At 67.9% G+C, this 23,250-nt stretch carries 21 protein-coding genes and 1 pseudogene; 10 read left to right on the top strand and 12 right to left on the bottom strand.

What is annotated here, in order from left to right; all coding sequences use genetic code 11:
- The first annotated feature begins 30 nt into the window (after positions 1-30).
- The 5 genes from G6N58_RS27605 (at position 31) to G6N58_RS27585 (ending at position 4,800) form a co-directional block, all read left to right on the top strand.
- A complete protein-coding gene (locus G6N58_RS27605; RefSeq protein ID WP_115280681.1) occupies positions 31-1,008 on the top strand; it encodes an LLM class flavin-dependent oxidoreductase in 978 nt (325 codons plus the stop codon).
- A gap of 19 nt (positions 1,009-1,027) precedes the next feature.
- The gene (locus tag G6N58_RS27600; RefSeq protein ID WP_163908691.1) at positions 1,028-2,488 is read left to right on the top strand and encodes an aspartate ammonia-lyase; all 1,461 of its coding nucleotides are present in this window, start codon (positions 1,028-1,030) and stop codon (positions 2,486-2,488) included.
- Positions 2,485-3,195 carry a class II aldolase/adducin family protein gene (locus G6N58_RS27595; protein ID WP_115280682.1) on the top strand — a complete coding sequence of 237 codons (711 nt, stop codon included), beginning with the start codon at positions 2,485-2,487 and terminating at the stop codon, positions 3,193-3,195. The genes G6N58_RS27600 and G6N58_RS27595 overlap by 4 nt, the downstream gene beginning before the upstream one ends.
- A 110-nt stretch (positions 3,196-3,305) precedes the next feature.
- The gene (locus tag G6N58_RS27590) at positions 3,306-3,935 is read left to right on the top strand and encodes a PaaI family thioesterase (RefSeq protein ID WP_068917588.1); all 630 of its coding nucleotides are present in this window, start codon (positions 3,306-3,308) and stop codon (positions 3,933-3,935) included.
- Positions 3,936-3,942: 7 nt separating this feature from the next.
- Positions 3,943-4,800: a TIGR03619 family F420-dependent LLM class oxidoreductase gene (locus tag G6N58_RS27585; protein WP_163908478.1), complete on the top strand. Its 858-nt coding sequence runs from the start codon at positions 3,943-3,945 to the stop codon at positions 4,798-4,800.
- On the opposite strand, the gene G6N58_RS27580 is transcribed toward G6N58_RS27585, so the two are convergent.
- The 4 genes from G6N58_RS27580 to glnA all read right to left on the bottom strand — a co-directional run bounded on the left by G6N58_RS27580 (position 4,797) and on the right by glnA (position 7,611).
- The gene (locus tag G6N58_RS27580) at positions 4,797-5,186 is read right to left on the bottom strand and encodes a DoxX family protein (protein ID WP_115280683.1); all 390 of its coding nucleotides are present in this window, start codon (positions 5,184-5,186) and stop codon (positions 4,797-4,799) included. The two genes, G6N58_RS27585 and G6N58_RS27580, sit on opposite strands and share 4 nt — an antisense overlap.
- A gap of 31 nt (positions 5,187-5,217) precedes the next feature.
- Positions 5,218-5,649 (bottom strand): D-aminoacyl-tRNA deacylase, encoded by a 432-nt coding sequence (dtd, locus tag G6N58_RS27575; RefSeq protein WP_115280684.1) that lies wholly within the window; start codon positions 5,647-5,649, stop codon positions 5,218-5,220.
- A gap of 32 nt (positions 5,650-5,681) precedes the next feature.
- The gene (locus G6N58_RS27570) at positions 5,682-5,993 is read right to left on the bottom strand and encodes a DUF3303 domain-containing protein (RefSeq protein WP_115280685.1); all 312 of its coding nucleotides are present in this window, start codon (positions 5,991-5,993) and stop codon (positions 5,682-5,684) included.
- Between the two features lie 181 nt (positions 5,994-6,174).
- Positions 6,175-7,611, bottom strand: a complete 1,437-nt coding sequence (gene glnA, locus G6N58_RS27565; protein ID WP_068917583.1) for a type I glutamate--ammonia ligase — start codon at positions 7,609-7,611, stop codon at positions 6,175-6,177.
- A gap of 138 nt (positions 7,612-7,749) precedes the next feature.
- Here glnA and G6N58_RS27560 point away from each other — a divergent pair, with 138 nt between their 5' ends.
- Entirely contained in the window at positions 7,750-8,214 is a 465-nt protein-coding gene (locus G6N58_RS27560; RefSeq protein WP_115280686.1) for an RDD family protein, read from the top strand.
- Here G6N58_RS27560 and G6N58_RS27555 read toward each other — a convergent pair.
- The 6 genes from G6N58_RS27555 to sucB all read right to left on the bottom strand — a co-directional run bounded on the left by G6N58_RS27555 (position 8,211) and on the right by sucB (position 15,293).
- Positions 8,211-10,043 carry an amidohydrolase gene (locus G6N58_RS27555; protein WP_163908476.1) on the bottom strand — a complete coding sequence of 611 codons (1,833 nt, stop codon included), beginning with the start codon at positions 10,041-10,043 and terminating at the stop codon, positions 8,211-8,213. The genes G6N58_RS27560 and G6N58_RS27555 overlap by 4 nt on opposite strands.
- A 114-nt stretch (positions 10,044-10,157) precedes the next feature.
- Positions 10,158-10,907 carry a DUF4191 domain-containing protein gene (locus G6N58_RS27550; protein WP_068917581.1) on the bottom strand — a complete coding sequence of 250 codons (750 nt, stop codon included), beginning with the start codon at positions 10,905-10,907 and terminating at the stop codon, positions 10,158-10,160.
- 4 nt (positions 10,908-10,911) lie between these two features.
- Positions 10,912-11,850, bottom strand: a complete 939-nt coding sequence (lipA, locus tag G6N58_RS27545) for a lipoyl synthase (RefSeq protein WP_115280687.1) — start codon at positions 11,848-11,850, stop codon at positions 10,912-10,914.
- Positions 11,847-12,542, bottom strand: a complete 696-nt coding sequence (gene lipB / locus G6N58_RS27540) for a lipoyl(octanoyl) transferase LipB (RefSeq protein ID WP_115280688.1) — start codon at positions 12,540-12,542, stop codon at positions 11,847-11,849. The genes lipA and lipB overlap by 4 nt, the downstream gene beginning before the upstream one ends.
- Before the next feature lie 10 nt (positions 12,543-12,552).
- Positions 12,553-13,458, bottom strand: coding sequence for a TIGR01777 family oxidoreductase (locus G6N58_RS27535; protein ID WP_115280689.1), 906 nt, complete (start codon positions 13,456-13,458; stop codon positions 12,553-12,555).
- A 26-nt stretch (positions 13,459-13,484) separates the two neighbouring features.
- On the bottom strand, positions 13,485-15,293 hold the full coding sequence (sucB, locus tag G6N58_RS27530) for a 2-oxoglutarate dehydrogenase, E2 component, dihydrolipoamide succinyltransferase (protein ID WP_115280690.1): 1,809 nt from the start codon (positions 15,291-15,293) through the stop codon (positions 13,485-13,487).
- Positions 15,294-15,509: 216 nt separating this feature from the next.
- Here sucB and G6N58_RS27525 point away from each other — a divergent pair, with 216 nt between their 5' ends.
- Both G6N58_RS27525 and G6N58_RS27520 read left to right on the top strand, forming a co-directional pair.
- Positions 15,510-15,860 carry an oxidoreductase gene (locus G6N58_RS27525; RefSeq protein WP_115280691.1) on the top strand — a complete coding sequence of 117 codons (351 nt, stop codon included), beginning with the start codon at positions 15,510-15,512 and terminating at the stop codon, positions 15,858-15,860.
- 135 nt (positions 15,861-15,995) lie between these two features.
- Positions 15,996-17,741: an SDR family oxidoreductase gene (locus G6N58_RS27520; protein WP_115280692.1), complete on the top strand. Its 1,746-nt coding sequence runs from the start codon at positions 15,996-15,998 to the stop codon at positions 17,739-17,741.
- 7 nt (positions 17,742-17,748) lie between these two features.
- On the opposite strand, the pseudogene G6N58_RS27515 reads toward G6N58_RS27520, so the two are convergent.
- Both G6N58_RS27515 and G6N58_RS27510 read right to left on the bottom strand, forming a co-directional pair.
- A pseudogene (locus G6N58_RS27515) lies at positions 17,749-19,321 on the bottom strand (alkaline phosphatase D family protein).
- A 45-nt stretch (positions 19,322-19,366) separates the two neighbouring features.
- Positions 19,367-20,875 carry a leucyl aminopeptidase gene (locus G6N58_RS27510; protein WP_115282015.1) on the bottom strand — a complete coding sequence of 503 codons (1,509 nt, stop codon included), beginning with the start codon at positions 20,873-20,875 and terminating at the stop codon, positions 19,367-19,369.
- Positions 20,876-20,902: 27 nt separating this feature from the next.
- Here G6N58_RS27510 and gcvT point away from each other — a divergent pair, with 27 nt between their 5' ends.
- Positions 20,903-22,009 carry a glycine cleavage system aminomethyltransferase GcvT gene (gcvT, locus tag G6N58_RS27505; protein WP_115280693.1) on the top strand — a complete coding sequence of 369 codons (1,107 nt, stop codon included), beginning with the start codon at positions 20,903-20,905 and terminating at the stop codon, positions 22,007-22,009.
- Between the two features lie 23 nt (positions 22,010-22,032).
- Entirely contained in the window at positions 22,033-23,139 is a 1,107-nt protein-coding gene (locus tag G6N58_RS27500) for a branched-chain amino acid aminotransferase (RefSeq protein WP_115280694.1), read from the top strand.
- Positions 23,140-23,250: the final 111 nt, after the last annotated feature.

The raw sequence follows: 23,250 nt of genomic DNA, 5'->3' as shown, positions 1-23,250 counted from the left end.
GCCACAGCCCGACAGAAAAGAGACATTGACATGAAGTTCGGACTTCTGCTGCCACATTTCGGTGAGCACGCCGACAAAGAAAAGCTGCTCGAAGGATCCAAGCTAGCGGAGGATCTCGGGTTTGACTCGGTGTGGGTGCGTGACCATCTGGTATTCGAACCGCACGGCGAGATGGAGAAGCCCAATCGCACCTTCTACGATGCGCTCACCACGCTCACGGCGATCGGTGCTGTCACGGATCGGATCGAGCTGGGCACCGGGTCGTTGATTCCGTTCCGTCATCCGCTGATCACCGCGCTGATGGCGGGTACGATCACCCAACTGGTCGGCCCGCGACTGATCCTCGGGTTCGGCGCAGGAACCTTCGACCACGAGTTCGAGGCCATTGGATGGGGCGACCGCGATCGGGTGGAATTGGTGCGCTCCAACGCCGAGATCTTGCGAAAGGTGTTCACCGAGAACGACGTCGACTACTCCGACGACAACTTCAGCTTCGAGAACGTGACCATCGAACCCAAGCCGATCGGGGGGCGGATCCCGTTCTGGTACTGCGGAGGTACCCCCAGATCGGCGCGGCTGGCCGTCGAGTTCTGCGACGGCTGGATGCCGGGCCGAATTGCTTTGGGCACCATGGCCAAACGGATAGACACGATGCGCAAGCTGGCCGACGAACAGGGCAAGTCGATGCCCACGATCGCGGTGATCCCCCCGACGAGCATCGAGGAGACCCGAGATGAGGCGCTCAAACACGTCAACATCCCAGGGCTTTTGGCGTGGGCCAACAAAGCGAAGTTCGCAGTGAAGCCGCCGTCAGGCCGTTTCGAGACAGTCGAGGACCTGGAGGGCCAGCTGATCGTGGGCAACCCCCAGGAGGCGGTTGCCGAGGTGAAGAAATTCGAAGACCTGGGCACTGAGCACCTGGTGTTCGACTTCCGGTTCAAGTTCGACCGCTTCTTCGATCAGATCGAACTGCTGGGGCGCGAAGTACTGCCGCACCTGCGCGGCTGAGGCGGTGCACCCCGAGGTGGTGAAAGGCCGTGGCGGGGCCGCCCCCGCCACGGCCGGCGATTCGGCGCACAGACTAGAGACCGATGCCCTCGGATCGATCACGCTGCCCGCGCGGGTGTACTACGGCATCCACACCGCCCGCGCGGTCGCGAACTTCCCCATCAGCGGTGTGCTGCTGAAAGACCACCCCGCCTTCATCGTTGCGCTTGCGATGGTGAAGCAGGCTGCTGCGCAGGCGAACCAGCAGTTGGGTCTCCTGGACGGCCGCCGGGCCTCGGCCATCGTCGAGGCATGCGACGACGTACGGGCGGGCCGGCTCGACACCAGCTTCGTCGTGGACATGATCCAAGGCGGCGCGGGCACCTCCACCAACATGAACATCAACGAGGTGATCGCCAACCGGGCCCTGGAGATTCTCGGTCTGCCGCGGGGCACCTACGAGCATCTGCACCCGCTCTCCCACGTCAACCTCAGCCAGAGCACCAATGACTGCTATCCGACGGCGATCAAGGTGGCGCTGCAGCTGCAGTTGTCCGACCTCATCCGCACCCTCGAATCAGCTGCGTCGGCGTTTCGGACCAAAGCGACAGAATTTGCCCATCTGGTCAAGATGGGTCGAACGCAGCTTCAGGACGCTGTGCCGATGACCCTCGGTCAGGAGTTCGGGGCCTACGCGGTGATGGTGGGGGAGGACGCCCAGCGGTTACGCGAAGCCGCCACCCTCATCACCGAGGTCAATCTGGGCGGAACCGCCATCGGCACCGGTCTGAACGCACCGGCGGGCTACCCGGAATTGGTGTGCCGCCGATTGTCCGAGATCTCCGGGTTGAAGCTGTCGGTGGCCGTGGACCTGGTGGAGGCCACCCAGGATGTCGGGGCGTTTGTCCAGATCTCCGGAGTGCTCAAACGTACCGCGGTGAAACTGTCGAAGATCTGCAGCGACCTGCGCCTGCTCTCGTCGGGCCCGCGGGCCGGTCTCAACGAGATCAATCTGCCTGCTGTTCAGGCTGGTTCGAGCATCATGCCGGGCAAGGTGAACCCGGTGATCCCCGAGGTGGTCAATCAGGTGGCTTTTCAGGTGATCGGCAACGATGTGACGGTGACCATGGCCGCTGAAGCCGGTCAGCTGCAACTCAACGCCTTCGAGCCGATCATCGCCGACACGCTGTTCCGGTCGATCCGACACCTCGACGCCGCCTGCCGCGTGCTGGTGTCGCGATGTATCGAGGGGATAACCGCCAATCCGGTGCACCTCCGCGACTCGGTGATGAACTCCATCGGCGTGGTCACCGCCCTGACTCCCGTCATCGGTTACGCCGCGGCGGCGCAAATAGCACAAGTGGCCATGGCGTCCGGACGTCCGGTGGCGGAACTCGCGACCGAACTCGGGGGGCTGCCGGCAGACGAAGTGGCGCGCCTGCTGCGGCCCGAGGCTTTTGTCATGCACGCAGCCCACAATTCCGAGGAAGGAAGACCATGACCGCTTCGACCGCTGCGCCCGACCTGCGCGAGGAACTGGTGATCTGTACCCGGCTGCTGGTGTTCTGCGGCATCCTGGACTACAGCGGACACGTCAGTGCGCGAATTCCCGGCACTGATCGGATCCTGATACAGCCGCGGGACACCAGCAGGGCCGGTTTGCGGGCCGATGACCTGCTCGAAGTGGATCTCGACGGGGTGCTCGTGGCCGGTGAACTGCCGCCACCGGCCGAAACCGCGATCCACACCGGTGTCTACCGGGCACGGCCCGATGTCGGGGTGGTGTGCCACGGGCATCCGACCCTCTCGACGTCATTTTCGATGGTCGACACGGCGTTGGTTCCCATGCGGCATTTTGCGTACAAACACCCGGAGGGTCTCGCTGTGCATCCCGATCCCACTCACATCCGCACCCGGGATCAGGGCGACGCGGTGGCCAGGACCCTGGGCGACGCAGACGCCTGCCTGCTGCGCTCACACGGAACAGTTCTGGTCGCGGAGCGTTTCGACGTGCTGTTCATGGACTGCCTTGACCTCGAGGAGAACGCCAGAACGCTGCTCACGGCGCTGCAGACCGGCGGCCGATTGCAGCCCCTGACAACCGAGGAGGTGGCCGCCGTCAGCGAGAGCTATGACCGGGGTGGGCACCGGCCCGGCAAGGTGTGGCAGCACTATCTCCACCTGGGGGCCAGCGCGGGAGTGCTGTGAACCAGCGAGTTCGGTGCGGCTGACACCGTTCATACTGCGGCGTTGGCGATTCGCGAAGTCTTCAAGGGGCTGACGCGGTTTCGCAGACCCCTCGGTGATATGAAGATCGGGTGCGGTTTACACACGAGGTCACCAGTGACAACGAACACGAGCGGCAGCGCGCGTACTTCGAGCCGTTCACCGACGCGGTCCGCGACCTGTTGGACGTCACCATCCGCACCGAGATGGACGAGGACGTCATCCGGGAGGCCCAGGCCGCCATCGAGGCGGTGACGGCCCGATTGCGCACCCGACAGATCGACGGCGCGTACGGCGTCCGGTTGAACGCCGACGGACGCAGCCGATCCTGGGGCAACCCGGTGATCGGCCTGCGCAATCCGATCGCGCCACCGTTGGTGATCACCCGTGACGAGCAGGACCGCTGCAGCGCCGACTTCGAACTAGGGGCGGCCTACGAAGGACCGCCTGGGCATGTGCACGGCGGCATGTCAGCGCTGGTACTCGACCACATCCTCGGCGAGGCGGCCAGCTCCGGGCTGCGCAAACCGAACTTCACCGGCACCATCACCTGCCGGTACGTCCGAGCCACGCCGCTGGGCCGGCTGCGGGCCGAAGCGTTCGTCGACCGGGTGGAGGGTGTGAAGACTTTCGCCCGGGGATTCATCGCCGATGCCGACGGGGTGACCGTCGAAGCCGAGGGCGTGTTCATCACCCCCGCCTGGGCGCGCGAAGCCGGCTGACCCCGGCATGCGCTTCTATGTCAGCATCGCCTTCCTGGACATCCGAGAGGCCGTCGAGGTGGCCCGCGCTGCAGACGAATTGGGCTTCGACGGCATCGGCATCCCGGACCATGTGGTGAATCTGGAGACGCTGGCGACACCGTATCCCTACACCGACGACGGCAGGCGACGCTGGAAGCCGTTCACCCCTTGGCCCGATCCCTGGGTGATGATCGGCGCGCTGGCCCCGGTGACCACCCGGGTGCGGTTCATCACCACCGTCTACATCCCCGCCATGCGCGAGCCCTACTCGGCAGCCAAAGCCATTGGGACGGCGGCGGTTCTGGCAGCCGGCCGACTGGACCTGGGGGTGGGGGTGGGCTGGTGCCGCGACGAGTTCGAACTGCTGGGCCGGCCGTTCGAGCGACGCGGTGCCCGCACCGACGAGATGCTGACCCTGATGCAACAACTGTGGCAGCCGGGGTGGACCGACTTCGGCGGCGAGTTCTTCAGCGCACCCCGGCTGGAGATGGAGCCCACCCCGCCGCCGATCCCGATCTACGTCGGGGGACTCTCCGATGTCGCTTTGCGTCGCGCGGCGCGCCACGACGGCTGGATCGGCGATCTCATCTCCACCGACGAGGCGCTGGCGCGGGTGGCACGGTTGGCGGAACTGCGCGCCGAGCGCGGACTGTCGATGGACGACTTCACCGTCATCACACCCCTGACGGATGCTTTTCTGCCCGAGCACTTCGCCCGGGCCGAAGCGGGAGGAATCGACGGCGTCATCACCATGCCGTGGATGTACTACTCACCGCCGACCTGCTCGACGGCCGACAAGATCGACGGCATGGCGCGCTTCCGGCGGGACATGCAGCTGGATTAGCGGCGCGAGGCCGCCAGCGCACCCGGGCCGGTGAAGGCCAGCAGCAGGAAGGCAAAACAGAACAGCACCGCGGGTTCACCGCCGTTGTTGATGGGCCAGAAATCTTCTGGCAGATGCTGCCAGAAGAACGCGACGGCCATCTGACCCGCCCCGATGAGCGCCGCGATGCGGGTGAACAGGCCGATGGTGACCAGTACACCCACCGCCACCTCGATGATGCCGGCGTACCAGAACGGCCAGGTGCCCACCGGAACCTGCGGACCGCCCGGCCAGCCGAGCAGTTTCGAGGTGCCATGCAGCAGGAACAGCAGGCCGACAACGATGCGGAACACGCCGAGGGCGAGCGGGGAGCGGCTGTCCAACTGGGCGTCGAATCTGGAAGTCATGGCCACACCCTAATTTTCGAGGCGCCCTCGGTCAGAGTTCCAGCAAGATCGTCACCGGACCGTCGTTGACCAGCGCCACCGACATGTCGGCGCCGAACACCCCGGTGGCCACCGTGGCACCGAGGTGGCGCAGCGCGTCGGCCAGCGCGGTCACCAGCGGCTCGGCCGCCGCCGCGGGCGCGGCGGCGTTCCAGGACGGCCGCCGGCCCTTGACGGTGTTGGCGTAGAGGGTGAACTGGCTGACCACCAGGATGGGCGCGCCGACGTCCGCGGCGCTGCGCTCGTCGTCGAGAATGCGCAACTGCCAGAGCTTTTCGGCCATCCGCCGGGCGGTGCCGGCGTCGTCGTCATGGGTGACGCCCACCAGCGCCACCAGCCCCTGGGGATTCGGCGTGATGGCGCCGATCACCTGTCCGCCGACGGTGACACTGGCCGAGGTGACGCGCTGGAGCAGGACCCGCATGGACAGCAACTACAGCACATGCGCAGGAGAATTCAGCTGATCGACTCCCGGAACGCGATGCCTTCCTGGGCGGCAGCCATCCAGTCGGCGACGTCGACCACCGGAAAGACCTCGAAGGCATTGAGCGCACCGAATTTGGAGACGCCGTCGAGGATGCCGTCGATGGTGTCGGCCTCGACCACCGCAAAGCCGCCCGCGCCGTCGACGCGGCCGACGAACTGATGAAACGTGGTGCCCTCCGGTGCCTGCCATTTGGCGAACAGCTCGGAGCCTCGGCGCATGGCGTCTTCGTTGTCGCGCTCGGAGCCGTTGAGCCGGCTGGTCCAGGTCAGTACGTATTTCATGACTCCTCCTCACACAGGACTGACCTCTGTCAGTGTCCTCGCCGCGATGCGGCGCAGGCGCTGTTCGGACATCCGCGCCGGCGATGGTTGACCGTGAAATCTCTAGACGGACAAACCATGTCTTGCTGGACAACAAAAACGCCCCGTCCGGATGGACGGGGCGTCTTTGCGCGTGTGGTGATTACACGTCGTAGTACAGGCTGAACTCGTACGGGTGCGGACGGATCTGCACCGGCATGATCTCGTTCTCCCGCTTGTAGGAGATCCAGGTCTCGATGAGGTCCTCGGTGAACACGCCACCTTCGGTGAGGTACTCGTGATCCTCTTCGAGCTTGTCGATCACGGCGGACAGCGAGGTCGGTGCCTGCGGGATGGCGGCGGCCTCGTCCGGCGGCAGCTCGTAGAGGTCCTTGTCGACCGGGGTCAGCGGCTCGATCTTCTTCTTGATGCCGTCGATGCCGGCCATCAGCATGGCCGCGAACGCCAGGTACGGGTTGCCCGAGCTGTCCGGGCAACGGAACTCGAGGCGCTTGGCCTTCGGGTTGTTGCCGGTGATCGGGATACGCACACAGGCCGAGCGGTTGCGCTGGCTGTAGACCAGGTTGATCGGGGCCTCGTAACCCGGCACCAGACGCTTGTAGGAGTTCACCGTGGGGTTGGTGAACGCCAGCAGCGACGGGGCGTGGTGCAGGATGCCGCCGATGTAGTGGCGGGCCAGGTCCGACAGACCCGCGTACCCGGCCTCGTCGTGGAACAGCGGCTTGCCGTCCTTCCACAGCGACTGGTGGGCGTGCATGCCCGAACCGTTGTCACCGAACAGCGGCTTGGGCATGAAGGTGACGGTCTTGCCGGCGGCCCAGGCGGTGTTCTTGATGATGTACTTGAACAGCTGCACATCGTCGGCCGCATGCAGCAGCGTGTTGAACTTGTAGTTGATCTCAGCCTGGCCTGCAGTGCCGACCTCGTGGTGGCCACGCTCCAGGACGAACCCGGCGTTCTGCAGGTTGGTGGCCATCTGGTCGCGCAGGTCGACGTAGTGGTCGTACGGCGCGACGGGGAAGTAGCCGCCCTTGGGACGCACCTTGTAGCCGCGGTTGGGGGAGCCGTCGGCCTCGAACGGCTCGCCGCTGTTCCACCAGCCGGACTCGGAGTCCACCTCGTAGAAGGTGCCGTTCATCTTGGAGTCGAAGCTCACCGAGTCGAAGATGTAGAACTCGGCCTCGGCACCGAAGAAGCAGGTGTCGGCGATGCCGGTGCTGGTCAGGTAGTTCTCGGCCTTACGGGCCACGTTGCGCGGGTCGCGCGAGTAGGCCTCACGGGTGAAGGGGTCGTGCACGAAGAAGCTGAGGTTCAGCGTCTTCGCCGCACGGAACGGGTCGATGCGGGCGGTCGCGGGATCCGGCAGCAGCATCATGTCGGACTCATGGATCGACTGGAAGCCGCGCACCGACGAACCGTCGAATGCCAACCCGTCCTCGAACACGCTCTCGTCGAACGCGGCGGCGGGAATCGAGAAGTGCTGAACCACACCAGGCAGATCACAGAACCGGATGTCGACGTACTCGACGTTTTCGTCCTTGATCATCTTGAAGATGTCGTCAGCAGTCTTGTCTGCCACTTAGTGCTCCTTTGTGCATCTGTCGGTGCAGTGTGCGTGGAATTAACCCGGCGCTGACGGTATGGATCCGATGTTGCACTGCGGTCAACCACATGTTGCGCGGACGTTACGCAATCAAAGTCACTCTATGCTGAGGGTATGCCCAGCGCGCTCTCCTCCTGGCTGTCCGGCCCTGAACCTGCGGATTCGGGGCACCAGTCCACGTACCCGGGAGAAGCGTTCGATTTGCCCGAATCAGGGCCCCGATCGGTGGCCCGATCGGGTCGCCGCTTCGCCGCGCTGCTGGTCGACTGGCTGATCGCTTACGGACTGGCCGGCCTGTGCATCAGCCTCGGGTTGTTCTCCGCGCCCTGGCTGTCCACGGCGGTGCTGGTGATCTGGCTGGTACTGGGCGCGGTATCGGTCCGGCTGTTCAGCTTCACCCCGGGCCAGTACGCGCTGGGGCTGATGGTTGTCTCGGTGGACAACCGCATGCACGTCGGGATCGGCCGGGCGCTCGGTCGCGGGCTGTTGCTCACCCTGGTGATCCCGGCTCTGTTCATGGACAGCGACATGCGGGGCATGCAGGACAAGTTCACGTTCACCGCCGTGGTGCGGCGCTAGTTCTGGAAGACGATCCGTCCGTCCATCAGCGTCATCTGGACGTTCGCGGCGTGGATGTCGTGCGGATCGATGTCGAAGATGTTGCGCTCCAGCACGATCAGGTCCGCGCGCTTGCCCACCTCGACCGAGCCCACCCGGTCGTCGAGCCGCAGTTGGTAGGCCGCGCCCAGGGTGTTGGCGTGCACCGCCTGCTCGACGCTCAACCGCTGGTCGGCGGGGGAGAGCACCGGTGCGTCCGGGTTGCCGATCAACTGCCGGGTGACGCCCACCTGGATGGAATCCAGCGGCTTGTAGGTGGAGTAGTAGCCCGCCGCGGGCCAATCGGTGCCCAGTGACACCCGTCCGCCCGTGCGCAGCACATCCTGCGTGCGGTACATCAGGTCCTTGCGGGGCGACCCGTACCGCGCTGCCATGTTCTCGAGAGTGTCCGGGTCCGCCGAGGACCAGTTCGCCGAGAATTGCGCGATCACACCCAGCTCGGCGAACCGGGGGTTGTCGCTGTCGGCCACATACACCAGATGCGCAACGGTGTGGCGCCGGTCGCGCGGTGGATTGACGGCGCCCGCGCGCTCGATGGCGTCCAGGGCCACTCGTGCTGTGCGCTCCCCGCAGGCGTGCACGTGGACGTCGAACCCGGCGGCGTCGACGTCGGTGACGAGCCGGTGCCACTGCTCCTCGGTGAAGGGGGAACCGCCGGTGGAATCCGGTTTGTCGGCGTAGGGCTCGAGCAGCCACGCGGTGTACCCGCCCTGGGTGCCGTCGCCGACGATCTTGACCACATCCACCGACACATGCGGGCCCGAGACCTCACTGCGGACCTGCTGGAACTGCTCCACCGTGCCCTCGACCGGCGTGCCGCGCACCGAGTAGGACGCCACGACGCGAAACGGCAACCCGCCGCTGCGGTCGGCGTCGGTGTACAGCCGGAGGATCGAGGCCTGGTCGTCGCCGATGGGCGGGACGCCGGCGTCGAACACCGAGGTGATGCCGGCGGCGGACGCCTTTGGGAGCCAGTCGTGCAACAGCGTGCCCATGGTGTCCGGGGAGATGGGCTCGACGGCGTTCACCACGGCGAGCACCGCGTTGACCTCGAGGATGTAGCCCGTCGGATCGCCGGACGCGTCGCGCGCGTAGTAGCTGAACCCCGGGATGGGGTCGGGGGTGTCGCGGTCGACGCCGGCGAGTTCGAGGGCCTTGCTGTTGGCCCACAGACTGTGTCCGTCGATGGCGAAGAAGAAGCCGGGCCGGTCCGGCAGCACGACGTCCAGGTCAGCGCGGGTGGGGCCGTCGGGTCCGAACATGTCCACCCGCCAACCGAATCCGCGCACCGGGCCGTCGGGATGCTGCCGGGCGTACTCCGCGATGGCGGTCTGGGCGTCGGCCAGGGTGGGCACCTGCAGGTCCACTCCCGAGGTCAGGAACGCCCCGAGAAACGGATGAGTGTGGCCCTCGACGAAGCCGGGCAGCAACAACCGGCCCGCGAGATCGACCACCCGGGTGCCCGGACCGACGAACGCGTCGGCTCCGGCGTCGTCGCCGACATAACTGATGGTGGTGCCGCGCACGGCGACGGCCTGCGCCCACGGCGCCGGGCCGGCGACGGTGTACACCGAGCCGTTGCGGAACACCAGGTCGGCAGGCCCTCCGGGCACACCGGGAGCGTCGGGTGTGGCGTGGGCCGCGGGCGCCAACCCGGCGGCCATGGTGGCGCCGACGGCGGTCGCGGTGACCGCCGCGACCGCGCGCAACGCCGAGCGACGGCTGAGGGTGGCTGTTGGAGTCTGCCCGTATGCCGCGAAATGCGGTGCCCAGTCGCACGCAGTGCACATGGTCGGTACCCCCTCAGCTGGCCGAACCGATGTCGGCGGGCTGGCGAAGTATCGCGTGCGTCAACGATGTATGCAAGACCCCACGCGCGAGGTGGGGTGGTGTTCAGCTAACTGTCAGCGACGCTGGACCTTGCGCTGCACGCCCCGCAGCTTGGCGGCATTGGGCAGCGGGCCCTTGGGCAGCGCGGCGGGCCCCATCTTGGTGCCCAGCGCCTGCAGGCGGGATTCCAGGGAGTCCATCTGCTTGGTGTTGATGTTGGCCGGCAGCTTGTTGAGGTGGCGCTCCAGCTTGGCCAGCGGAACCTGGCCTTCCTCGTTGCCGACGATGAAGTCGTAGATCGGCACATCGCCGACCAGGCGGGCGGTGCGCTTCTTCTCCTGGGCCAGCAGCGGCTTGACCCGTCCCGCGTTGCCCTCACCGACGAAGATCACCCCGGGCCGGCCGATCACCCGGTGCACCGCATCGAAGTTGCCCGTGGCGGCCACCCCTGGGGTGACCCGCCAGCGGCCCCGCAGATTGTCCAACGCCCAGGCGGCCGCACCGGTCTGGCCTTCGGCCTTGCGGTACACCGACTTCTGGGCGCGGCGGCCGAAGATGATGAAGGCCACCAGCGCGCCGAGCACGATGCCGAGCGGAATCAGCATGTACATGGTGAACCCGCCGATGGCGATACCCGAGACCACCGCGAGCGCCACGATCAGCACGAACGCGCCGATCATGTAGGGCAGGAGGCGTTTGTCCTCCTTGCGCTGCATCTGGAAGGCCTGCCACAGCTGGCTGCGGCGCTGCTTGGATGCGGCCTTGCGGGCGGCCTTCGCCTGGGCCTTTGCCTCTTTGGCCTCAGCTTTGTTGCGGGTTGCCATGCGATCAGGATACGGCGCTTCGGGCCCGCTTCTCGACGGCCTGCTGATAGAGCCGACCGGCCCGGTATGACGAGCGCACCAGGGGCCCGGCCAGCACCCCGGCGAAGCCGATGCTCTCGGCGTAAGCGGCGTGCTCGACGAACTCTTCGGGCTTGACCCAGCGTTCCACCGGATGGTGGCGCGCCGACGGGCGCAGGTACTGGGTGATGGTGATCAGATCACAACCGGCGCCCAGCAGATCGTCGAGCGCGGTGCGTACCTCGTCGGGCGTCTCGCCCATGCCGAGGATCAGGTTGGACTTGGTGACCAGGCCGAATTCGCGGGCGGCGGTGATGACATCGAGGCTGCGCTGGTAGCGGAAGGCCGGGCGGATGCGCTTGAAGATGCGCGGCACGGTTTCGACGTTGTGCGCCAACACCTCCGGGCGGGATTCGAAGACCTCGTTGAGTTGCTCGGGGACGGCGTTGAAATCAGGGATGAGAAGCTCGACGCCGGTGCCGGGGTTGAGCTGCTTGATGTAGCGCACCGTCTCGGCGTAGAGCCAGGCGCCGCCGTCGGGCAGGTCGTCGCGGGCCACGCCCGTGACAGTGGAGTAGCGCAGACCCATGGCCTGCACGCTCTCGGCGACCCGGCGCGGCTCGTCACGGTCGAGGTCGGCGGGCTTGCCGGTGTCGATCTGGCAGAAGTCGCAGCGCCGGGTGCACTGCTCGCCGCCGATCAGGAAGGTGGCCTCCCGGTCTTCCCAGCACTCGTAGATGTTGGGGCAGCCGGCCTCTTCACACACCGTGTGCAGACCCTCCCGCTTCACCAGGCCTTTGAGCTCGGTGTATTCGGGGCCCATCTTGGCGCGGGTCTTGATCCACGGTGGTTTGCGCTCGATGGGGGTCTGCGCATTACGCACTTCCAGTCGCAGCAGCTTACGGCCCTCGGGAACGACGCTCACTGGGACGATCCTACGCTTGCCTGCTGCTCCAACCGGACCGGCAGCACACCGTCGAGAGCGTCGCATACCGCGGCGCCCACCTGCTCACGTACCTCGGCGACGGTGACCGGGCGACCGAGCTCGGCCGTCAGCGACGTCACACCGGCGTCGGTGATGCCGCACGGGATGATCGACGCGAACGAGCCCAGATCGCAGTCGCAGTTCAGGGCGAAGCCGTGCAGGGTCACCCCGCGCGACACCCTGATACCGATGGCGCCGATCTTGCGCTCGGGCCGCCGGCTGTCGCCGGGCAGCCACACCCCGGAGCGGCCGGCCACTCGGCCGGCGTCCAGACCGAACCCGGTGCACACGCTGATCAGGGCCTCTTCGAGGCGCCGGACGAAGTCCACCACATCCAGTGGCTCGGTCAACCCGACGATGGGGTAGCCGACCAGCTGCCCGGGACCGTGCCAGGTGATCTTGCCGCCGCGGTCGGTGTCGATCACCGGCGTGCCGTCCTGGGGACGCTCGCCGGGCTCGGTGCGTCGACCGGCGGTGTACACCGACGGGTGCTCCAGCAGCAGCAGGGAGTCCGGCCCGCCTGCCACCCTGGCGTCGGCCAGCTCGCGCTGCAGATCCCAGGCGCTGCCGTAGTCGAGGACGCCCAGCTGTTGCACGTCGACCGGGGCGGAGCTGGACCGGATGGAACTCATGACAGCCAACCTACGCCGGTTCACCACGGCGGACGGCGTAGCTCAGGGCCTCCCCGATGGTCTGGTGGTGGAATTGGAAACCGGCCCGCTCCAGCGCCGCCGGGATGGCTCGTTGTCCCACCAGCAGACCCTCCTGTGCGAACTCGCCGAGCACGGCCTGGATCACGAAGCCGGGCGCGACCAGAGGCGCCGGGCGGCCCAGCGCGCGGCCCAACGCGGCGGTGAACTCGGCGTTGGTGACCGGAGCCGGGCCCGTCAGGTTCACCGGCCCCGACAGCTGGTCGTGGTCGATGGCGAACAGCAGCGCCCGCACCTCGTCGTCGAGGCTGATCCAGGGCATGTACTGGCGTCCGCTGCCCAACCGGGCTCCCAGACCGAGGCTGAACAGGGGCCGCAGCCGACTCAGCAGGCCGCCGGCGGGGGAGAGCACCAGTCCCGAGCGGGTGTGCACCACCCGGGTGCCGGCGGCCTCGGCGACCACCGTGGCGGCCTCCCAGTCCAGGCACAACCGGGCCAGGAAACCCGCCCCGGGTGCGCTGTCCTCGTCGACCACCCGGTCCCGCGTGTCGCCGTAGAAACCGACCGCACTGGAGTTGACCAGGACCGGCACCCCGGCCTCGGCCACTGCGGCGGCCAGCACCTCGGTGGGGGTGATCCGGCTGTCGCGCAGGCTCTGCTTGAACGCCCCCGACCACCGGGACCCCGCGACGTTGACGCCGCACAGGTTGACCACCGCGTCGACATCGGCCAGGCCGGCCGGGTCGAGTTCGCCGGTCACCGGATTCCAGTGCAGCTCATCGGCATTGGACGGCACCCTGCGCACGATGCGCACCACTCGGTGATCCTCGGCGCGCAGCGCGTTGACCAGTGCCGAACCGATGAGGCCGGACGACCCGGCCACGGCGACGATGCTCATCGTGGGTTCGCCGACCTCCCGGGCCGCTACAGGCCCAGGTCGGCTTCGAACGCCCCCTCTTCGAGGCGACGCTTGATCGTGGTCAGGAAACGGCCCGCGTCGGCGCCGTCGATGAGACGGTGGTCGTAGGTCAGCGGCAGGTAGCTCACCGAGCGGATGCCGATGGACTCGTTGCCGAACTCGTCGACGATCACCCGCGGCCGCTTCACGATGGCGCCGGTGCCCAGCATGGCGGCCTGCGGCGGCACCAGGATCGGGGTGTCGAACAGCGCACCCTCACTGCCGATGTTGGTGATGGTGAACGTGCCACCGGACAGCTCGTCGGGCTTGAGGTTGCCCGAGCGGGCCCGGCCCGCGATGTCCTTGATGGCGCGCGCCAACCCGGCCAGCGACAGGTCGCCGGCGTTCTTCACCACCGGGGACAGCAGACCCTGCTCGGTGTCCACCGCGAAGCCGAGGTGCTCGGCGTCGTAGTAGGTGATCTCCTTGGCGTCCTCGTTGTAGCTGGCGTTGACGTTCGGGTGCGCCTTCAGCGCGTCGATCACCGCGCGGGCGATGAACGGCAAGTAGGTCAGGTTGACGCCCTCGCGCTCGGAGAAGGACTTCTTGGCCTTGGCCCGCAGCGCCACGATCTTGGTCATGTCGACCTCGTGGACCTGCGTCAGCTGCGCGGTGGTCTGCAGCGATTCGCGGGTCTTCTTGGCGGTGATCTGGCGGATCCGGTTGGCCTTCTGCGTGGTGCCGCGCAGGTGTGCCAGCGGGCTCTCCGCCGGGGCGGCGGCGGCCGGCTTCTGCGGCGCGGCGGCGGCCGGTGCCTGCTCGGCGGGCGCCTTGGCGCTCTCGGCGGCGGCCAGCACGTCCTGCTTGCGGATGCGGCCACCGACCCCGGTGCCCTTCACCGACGCCAGGTCGACGTTGTTCTCCGCGGCGAGCTTGCGCACCAACGGCGTCACGTACGGGCTGCCGTCCCCGGAGGGCTCGGAATCCTTCTTGGCTTCCGGCTTGGCTTCCGGCTTCGGTTCCGGCTTGGGTTCGGGCTTCGGTTCCGGCTTGGCCTCTTGCCTGGGCTCGGGCTTCGGTTCCGGCTTGGCCTCTTGCTTGGGCTCGGCCTTCGGTTCCGGCTTGGGCTCTTCCTTGGGTTCGGGCTTGGGCTCCGGCTTGGGTTCGGGCTTCTTCTCGGCCTTCGGCGCGGCGCTCTTGTCGCCGATCTTGGCCAGTTCGCCGCCGACGGCTACCGTGTCGTCTTCTTCGGCGGTGATGCTCAGCAAGGTGCCGGCCACCGGAGACGGGATCTCGGTGTCCACCTTGTCGGTGGAGACCTCCACCAGCGGCTCGTCCACCTCGACCGAATCGCCGACGCTCTTGAGCCAGCGGGTGACCGTGCCCTCGGTGACCGACTCGCCGAGCTCCGGCATCGTCACCGACGTGCCCTCACCATCGCCACCCGACGACTCCGCTGCCGGCTCGGGCTCGGGCTCAGATTCGGGCTCGGCCTCCGGCTCGGGAGCGGCTTCTTCGCTGGGGGTGGCCTCGGGCTCGGTGGTCTCGCCCTCGCTCGCATCCCCCGAAGTGTCGCCGCCTGCGTCTTCACCTTCGGAGGCGTCGCCGATCACGGCCAGTTCGCCGCCCACCTCAACGGTGTCGTCTTCCTGGGCCACGATCTTGGTCAGCACACCGGCTGCGGGGGACGGGATCTCGGTGTCCACCTTGTCGGTGGAGACCTCGAGCAGGGGCTCGTCGACTTCGACGGTGTCGCCTTCTTGTTTGAGCCAGCGGGTGACAGTCCCCTCCGTGACGCTCTCACCGAGTGCGGGCATCTGGACTGAAACGGCCATCTGTTGACTCCTCGAAGGTCAGTCGTTGTTCGACTAAACGAGCGGTTCGCGTTCCGGCTTACCACAACGTCGTGTACCGGTTCAGAAACCCAGGTGCATTTTGTGCGCAACCATCCTTTCACTCTCGGCGGATCCTCATGCACTCAGGGTTGCTCCGCGCTCTGGCACTATCGAAGTGAGAGTCAACTCATCAATCGGGCAAGGAGTGTTCCGGCGTTGGGATTGTTCGACAGGCTTCGGCGCAGCGGATCTGCGCGCGGCACCGACCCTGCCGCTGACCTGCGCTACATGCGGGAGTGGGTCGCCTCGCACACCGGCGTGGAGGCGTTCGTCGAACCCAAGACCACGGTCACCGAGCTAACGGTGGTGCTGGTGGCCAACGACGGTGAATGGACGCGACGGCGTGTCGGCGGTGAGAAGGGCGCCCGCCGGCTGTCCGACCAGCTCAAGATCCCGGTCTACGACGTGCAGAAGGTCGGTTACCCCCAACGCATGCGCGACCACGACGCCCGCCGCCGGGTGGAGCGCAAGCGCGCGCTGCGTGACGAGCTGGCCTCCGAGGACTGATTCGCGGTCTCGAGCCCGACACGTAAACGTCTGCGACGACACGCCGCGTTGTGTCGCAGAGGTTTACGCCTCGGCGCGGGCACGCCGGACGGAAACCCCTTGATTCCGGTACCGACGGTATGAGGTACTGGCCCGATGGAGCCCACCTTCATCAACAGCGTCGACGGTGTCCGCATCGCGACTTACGAGCAGGGCAACCCGGACGGCCCCACGCTGGTGCTGGCCCACGGCTGGCCGGACTCGCACGTGCTGTGGGACGGCGTGGTGGCGCTGCTGGCCGACAGGTTCCGCATCATCACCTTCGACAACCGGGGCGTGGGCGCCTCCTCAGTGCCCGCCCCGGTGGCCGCCTACCGGATGGAACGCTTCGCCGATGACCTCGAGGCCGTCCTCGCTGCCACCTCCCCGGGGGTGCCCGTGCACGTCCTGGGTCACGACTGGGGCTCGGTGGCGACGTGGGAGTTCCTGGGCCGCCCGGGTGCCGCCGACCGGGTGGCCTCGTTCACCTCGGTCTCCGGTCCGAGCACCGACCACTACAAAGCGGGCATCTGGCACGACCTGGCGCGCCCGCACCATCCGGTCCGCTTTCTGCGGGCCGCCGAGCGGCTGCTGCGGCTGACGTACATGTTCCCGCTGTCGGTGCCGGTGCTGACCCCGATGCTGATGCGGGTGCTGTTCCGGGGGCGGCGGGCCTCGGTGCTGCTGACCGATGGCACCCGCCGCTACCGCGGGGACACCGCCACCCGCGATCTGGTGAACTCGCTGAAGATCTACCGCGCCATGGTCCGGCAGTCCCCGCGCCGCTACCGCGGCGACCATTACGTCACGGTGCCGGTGCAGCTGATCGTCAACCGCCGGGATCCGGTGGTGCGCCCGCACGGTCTGGATGCGGTGGGGCAATGGGTGCCGCGGTTGTGGCGCCGTGACATCACCGCCGGGCACTGGGCCCCGATGTCGCATCCGCAGGTGCTCGCCCAGGCCGTCACCGAACTCGCCGACCACCTAGCCGGCGCACCGGCCGCACGAGGACTCCGACGCGCGCAGGTGGGCCGCCCGCGCAGGGAGTTCGACGACACCCTGGTCTCGGTGACCGGCGCGGGCAGCGGGATCGGCCGGGCCACCGCGACGGCGTTCGCGAAGCTGGGGGCCGACGTGGTGGTCAGCGACATCAACGAGGACGTGGCGAAGGAGACCGCCGCGCAGATCGAGGCCGCCGGTGGGGTCGCATACCCCTACGTGCTCGACGTCTCCGACGCCGCCGCCGTGGAGCGCTTTGCCGCCGAGGTGTGCGAGCGGCACGGGGTGCCCGACGTGGTGGTGAACAATGCGGGCATCGGCCAGGCCGGGGACTTCCTCGACACCCCGGCCGAACGGTTCGACCGGGTGCTCGACGTCAACCTCGGGGGCGTGGTCAACGGCTGCCGGGCCTTCGCCGGCCGCCTGGTGGATCGCGGCACCGGCGGACACATCGTCAACGTGGCCTCGATGGCCGCGTACGCGCCGCTGCAGGGGATGAATGCCTACTGCACGTCGAAGTCCGCGGTGTTCATGTTCTCCGACTGCCTGCGCGCCGAATTGAGTTCCGCCGGAATCGGTCTGACCACCATCTGCCCGGGCGTCGTCGACACCGACATCGTGCGGACCACCCGCTTCGACGTGCCCGCCGACAAACGGGCCGCCGCGGACGCGGCCCGGGCGCGCGCACAGAAACTGTTCGGGATGCGCAGTTACGGCCCGGAGAAGGTGGCCGCAGCCATCCTGGATTCGGTGCGCAAGGACAGCGCGGTGCGGCCCGTCACCCCGGAAGCGCACCTGGTCTACGGCGTGTCCCGGGTGGCGCCGCAGATCCTGCGCAGCACCGCGCGCGGCAAGGTGGTCTAGTTTCCGTTCAGCGTGGCGGTAAAGCCTTGGAGTACAACGTCCTTCCGGTGCTGTCGCACAGATCGACGGTGAGCATCCGCGAGTCGGAGTCGATGCGCACCTGGCCGAAGTGCTGGAAACCCTCGGCCGGGGAGACGTTCGACTCCTGCGGGGCGTGCACGAATTCGTAGGTGGCGCCGAAGGTGCCGTCCAGCGGGCTCGACGGGAACGCGCCCGCATTCAGCGGTCCCGACACGAACTCCCAGAACGGGCTGAAGTCGGTGACCGTGGCGCGGTCGGGATGATAGGAGATGGCCGCTGTGTAATGCACATCGGCCGTCAGGTACACGATGTTGGCAATGTCTCTGGTGGAGCGCAGGATTCGAGCCACCTCGAACTCGCGGCCCAGCGGTGCGCCGGGATCACCCTGAGCGACCGCCTCCATCGACTTCGGCCCGCCCTCCGGAGTGGTCGCCGAGTCGGCCACCACGATGCTCAGCGGCAGATCGGCGGCCACCACCTTCCAGGTCGCCGTGGACGCCCGCAACGAATCGATCAGCCACTGGGCCTGCGCCGGTCCCAGGATCGAGGTCCGCTCGTCGGTGGACCAGCTGTCCGGGTTCGGGTTCTTGTAGCTGCGCATGTCGAGCACGAACACCTCCAGCAACGGCCCGTACGAGATCGTGCGGTAGAGCTTGCCGTCGACTGCTTCGCGCACGTCCACGGGTTGCCACTCGCTCCAGGCCTGGGTGGCCATCTGCGCCAACCGATCCACGCTGGTCTCCTGGTAGCCCTTGCGGTTTTGCCCGGCCAGACTCTCGCCCGGGAACCAATTGTTGACCACCTCGTGGTCATCCCACTGAATTATCTGCGGCACAACGGAATTGAAGTAACGGTAGTTCGAGTCCAGCAGGTTGTACCGGTAGTTGCCGCGGAACTGATCCAGGGTCTGGGCCACCTGTGCCTTGTCCGGCGAGGTGATGTTGCGGTAGATCCGGCCGTCGTTCTGCTTCTGGGTTTCCTCGATCGGATTGTCGGCGTAGATGGCGTCACCGGAGTGGATGAAAAAGTCCGGGCGCCGGTCGGCCATCACCGACCACACCGTCATGCCGCCGGTGTCGGCGTTGATGCCCCAGCCCTGCCCGGCGACGTCACCGGACCAGACGAAGCTGATGTCCTTTCGCGTGGCGGGTGCAGTGGTGAACATCCCGGTCAGTGCCTCGCTGCGGGCCCCTTCCTCGCCTTCGAGGGTCACCCGGTAGTGCACCTGCGCGCCCGGTTCGAGACCGTGCAGTCGCAGCCGCCCGGTGCCGTCGGTCGCCGGCGTCAGCATGGGACCGCGCACCGCCACCGGGTTGGCAAAACTCTCCGTCGCCGAGGTCTCGACGATCATGGTGGCCGGCACGTCCGAGCGCCCACACCAGCACGCCGTCGGTGCGGGGGTCGCCGGTGGCGACGCCGTGGGTCAGCTGCGGCCGTGCCTGCAGCAGCCCCGGCGACGCGGCGGCCGTCCCGTGCAAGAGCGCGCCGGTCAGGGCAGGGGCGGCGGGAACCAGCAGGGCTGCGCGCAGCAGCGAACGACGTGGGACGGATGTGGTCATGCGCCCACCGTTGCCCGCCGAGATGGCCGAGCGGTGACGGGAACACTAACCCTTGTCGGCGATGTCCTCCAGCACGGCGAACATGGTCCGGGTGGGGACCCCGGTCCCGCCCTTGGGGGTGTAGCCCCACGGGCCGCCGGTGTTGTAGGCCGGGCCCGCGACATCCACATGCGCCCACTGCACGCCCTCGGCGACGAACTCCCGCAGGAACACCCCGGCCACCAGCATTCCGGCAAAACGCTGACCGCTGATGTTGGCCAGATCGGCAACCTGCGACTTCAGGTCGTCCTTGAGCTCGTCGGGCAGCGGCATGGGCCAGCCGTTCTCGCCCACGGCCTGGGAGATGGCCGCCACCCGGTCGCGGAACTCGTCGCTGCCCATCACGCCCGGGTGGCGCGCACCCAGGGCGACGGTCTGCGCGCCGGTCAGCGTCGAGGTCTCGATCAGGTAGTCGGGGTTGTCCTCGCACGCGCGCACGATGGCGTCGGCCAGGATCAGCCGGCCCTCGGCGTCGGTGTTGAGTACCTCCACCGTGGTGCCGCCGTACTGGGTGAGCACGTCGCCGGGGCGCTGTGCGGTGGCCGAGGGCATGTTCTCCGCCATCGGCACCGTGGCGGTGACGTCCACCGGCAGCTCGAGCTGCGCGGCCAGCGCGACGGTGGCGATGACGGCGGCGGCCCCGCCCATGTCGGAGGTCATGTGGTGCATGGAGGCGGCGGGCTTGATGGAGATGCCGCCGGTGTCGAACGTGATGCCCTTGCCGACCAGCGCCACCTTCTTGGCCTTGCGCTTGCCGCTCTTGTAGCTCAGCCGCACCAGACGCGGTGGGCGCGACGAGCCCTGGCCGACACCGATGATGCCGCCGTAGCCGCCCTTGGCCAGCGCCTTCTCGTCGAGCACCTCGACCGAGAGGCCCGCTGCCTCCCCGAAAGCCTTGGCGCGCTTGGCAAATTCGTCCGGATACAGGGCGTTCGGCGGGGTGTTGACGAAGTCGCGGGCGGTGGCCACCGCGGTCGCCACCGCCACCGCGTGCGCGGCCGCCGACTTGGCCGCCTTGGCGGAGTTCAGCGCAGTGATCCGGCGCAGTCCGGTGTCCTTCGGCGCGGTCTTCGCGCTGCGGAAGGCGTCGAACCGGTAGCCGCCCAGGATCAGCCCCTCGATCGCCGCCTCGAGGTCCAACTCCGAGAGGGTGGTGAGCACCGATTCGATGCCGTTCAGCGAACGGGCTGCGGTACCGGATGCCTTGCGGATCACGTCTGCGGGCCACTCGTCGCGGGCGCTGCCCAGCCCGACGGCCAGCACACTGGCCACCGGCAGGGACGGCACCACCAGCCGGGTCAGCGACTCGGCGCCACCCTTGGCGCCCAGCGCCTTCAGCGCCCGCTCGATCTCGCCGGTGGCCTCGGCGTCCAGGAACGGGGTGGACACCACCGCGGCTCCGCCGTCGTCGGTGCTGGTGACCGCCACGATGAGGACCGCCGAGGAGATGCCGCGTTTGGGCAGTGCGGTGGCGACGGTGACGGTGGGGGACTGGTAACCGGGTGTGGTGCTCACGGGATTCACCCTAGCTATCAACCACTAATGTGGTGCACCGTGACCGAACCACTGCAGGGCCCCCTCGAAGACCGTCACCGCGCCCTCGGCGCCAGCTTCGCCGAGTTCGGCGGCTGGCTGATGCCGGTGTCCTACGCCGGCACCGTCGCCGAACACAACGCCACCCGCAACGCCGTCGGCCTCTTCGACGTCAGCCACTTGGGCAAGGCCCTGGTGCGCGGCCCGGGCGCCGCCGAGTTCGTCAACTCCGCCCTGACCAACGACCTGCGCCGCATCGGCCCCGGCAAAGCGCAGTACACCCTGTGCTGTACCGAGTCCGGCGGGGTCATCGACGACCTGATCGCCTACTACGTCAGCGACGACGAAATCTTCCTGGTGCCGAATGCGGCCAACACCGCCGCCGTGGTGGCCGCGCTCAAAGCTGCTGCACCAGAGGGCATCACGGTCACCGATGAGCACCGCTCGTACGCCGTGCTGGCCGTGCAGGGACCGTTGGCCGGCGAGGTGCTGAGCGCACTGGGCCTGCCCACCGACATGGACTACATGGGCTACGCCGACGCCGAGTACGCCGGGGTGCCCGTGCGGGTGTGCCGCACCGGGTACACCGGCGAGCACGGCTTCGAACTGCTGCCGCCGTGGGACCAGGCCGGAGTGGTGTTCGACGCGCTGGTGGCCGCCGTCCGCGAACGCGGCGGCGAACCGGCCGGCCTCGGGGCCCGCGACACCCTGCGCACCGAGATGGGCTACCCGCTGCACGGCCACGAGCTGTCGCTCGACATCTCCCCGCTGCAGGCCCGCACCGGCTGGGCGGTGGGCTGGAAGAAAGACACGTTCTGGGGTCGCGACGCCCTGCTCGCGGAGAAGGCTGCCGGCCCGGCGCGGCTGCTGCGCGGGCTCAAGGTGCTGGGCCGCGGCGTCCTGCGGCCCGAGCTGACGGTGCTCGACGGGGGAACCCCCGTCGGGGTCACCACTTCGGGGACGTTCTCGCCGACGCTGAAGGCCGGCATCGCGCTGGCGCTGGTGGACACCGCCGCGGGCCTGCAGGACGGTGCGCACGTCACCGTCGACGTCCGCGGCCGTGCCGTGGAATGCGAACTGGTGAAGCCGCCCTTCGTCGCAGTTAAAACCCGGTAGCGCGCAGTTATACAATCACCTGCATGACCAACGGCCACCTCGAATTCAGCCTTGCCCGCAACACCGCACCGGCAAGCGACGAGGTACGTGCCGGGATCCTCGCGGAGCCGGGTTTCGGTCGCTACTTCACCGACCACATGGTGTCGATCGACTACTCCGAGGGACAGGGCTGGCACAACGCCCGGGTGCTGCCCTACGGCCCCATCACCGTCGACCCGTCGGCAGTGGTGCTGCACTACGCGCAGGAAGTGTTCGAAGGGCTCAAGGCCTACCGGTGGAACGGTGACGCGATCGTCTCCTTCCGGCCGGAGGCCAACGCGGCCCGGTTGCAGCGCTCGTCGCGGCGCCTGGCCATTCCCGAGCTCCCCGAAGAGCTGTTCATCGAGTCGCTGCGGCAACTGATCGCCGTCGACAGCGCCTGGGTGCCGCCCGCCGGGGGCGAGGAATCGCTGTACCTGCGGCCGTTCGTCATCGCCACCGAGCCGGGCCTGGGGGTCCGGCCCGCGACGGAGTACCGCTACCTGGTGATCGCCTCGCCCGCCGGGGCGTACTTCAAGGGCGGTATCAAGCCGGTCAGCGTGTGGCTGTCCACCGAGTATGTCCGCGCCAGCCCCGGTGGCACCGGCGCGGCCAAGTTCGGCGGCAACTACGCCGCGTCGCTGCTGGCCCAGGCCGAGGCCGCCGAGCACGGCTGCGACCAGGTGGTGTGGCTGGATGCCATCGAGCGCCGTTACGTCGAAGAGATGGGCGGGATGAACCTGTTCTTCGTGTTCGGCAGTGGCGGCTCGGCGCGGCTGGTGACCCCGGAACTGTCGGGCTCGCTGTTGCCGGGCATCACGCGGGACTCGTTGCTGCAGTTGGCCACTGACGCCGGCTTCGCGATCGAGGAGCGCAAGATCGATGTCGAGGAGTGGCGCAAGGGGGTGGCCACCGGTGAGATCACCGAGGTGTTCGCCTGCGGCACCGCCGCCGTCATCACCCCGGTCTCTCATGTGAAATACGGAGATGGGGAGTTCACCGTCGCCGACGGCGAGCCCGGCGAGGTCACCATGGCGCTGCGCGACACCCTCACCGGGATCCAGCGCGGCACCTTCGCCGACACCCACGGCTGGATGGCCCGGCTGGGCTGACGCCACCGACGACGACAGCAGCCACACCACGGAACCGTGGTGTGGCTGCTGTCGTTGTGGGGCGCGGCAAACTTTCTGTTGCGCAGGCAAGCAAAATCACTATTATCGACG

The sequence above is a fragment of the Mycolicibacterium tokaiense genome (assembly GCF_010725885.1).
In the GTDB taxonomy this organism is placed as follows: domain Bacteria; phylum Actinomycetota; class Actinomycetes; order Mycobacteriales; family Mycobacteriaceae; genus Mycobacterium; species Mycobacterium tokaiense.
The sequence above is the reverse complement of the archived record's forward strand: the minus strand, read 5'-3'. Positions and strand labels throughout refer to the sequence as shown.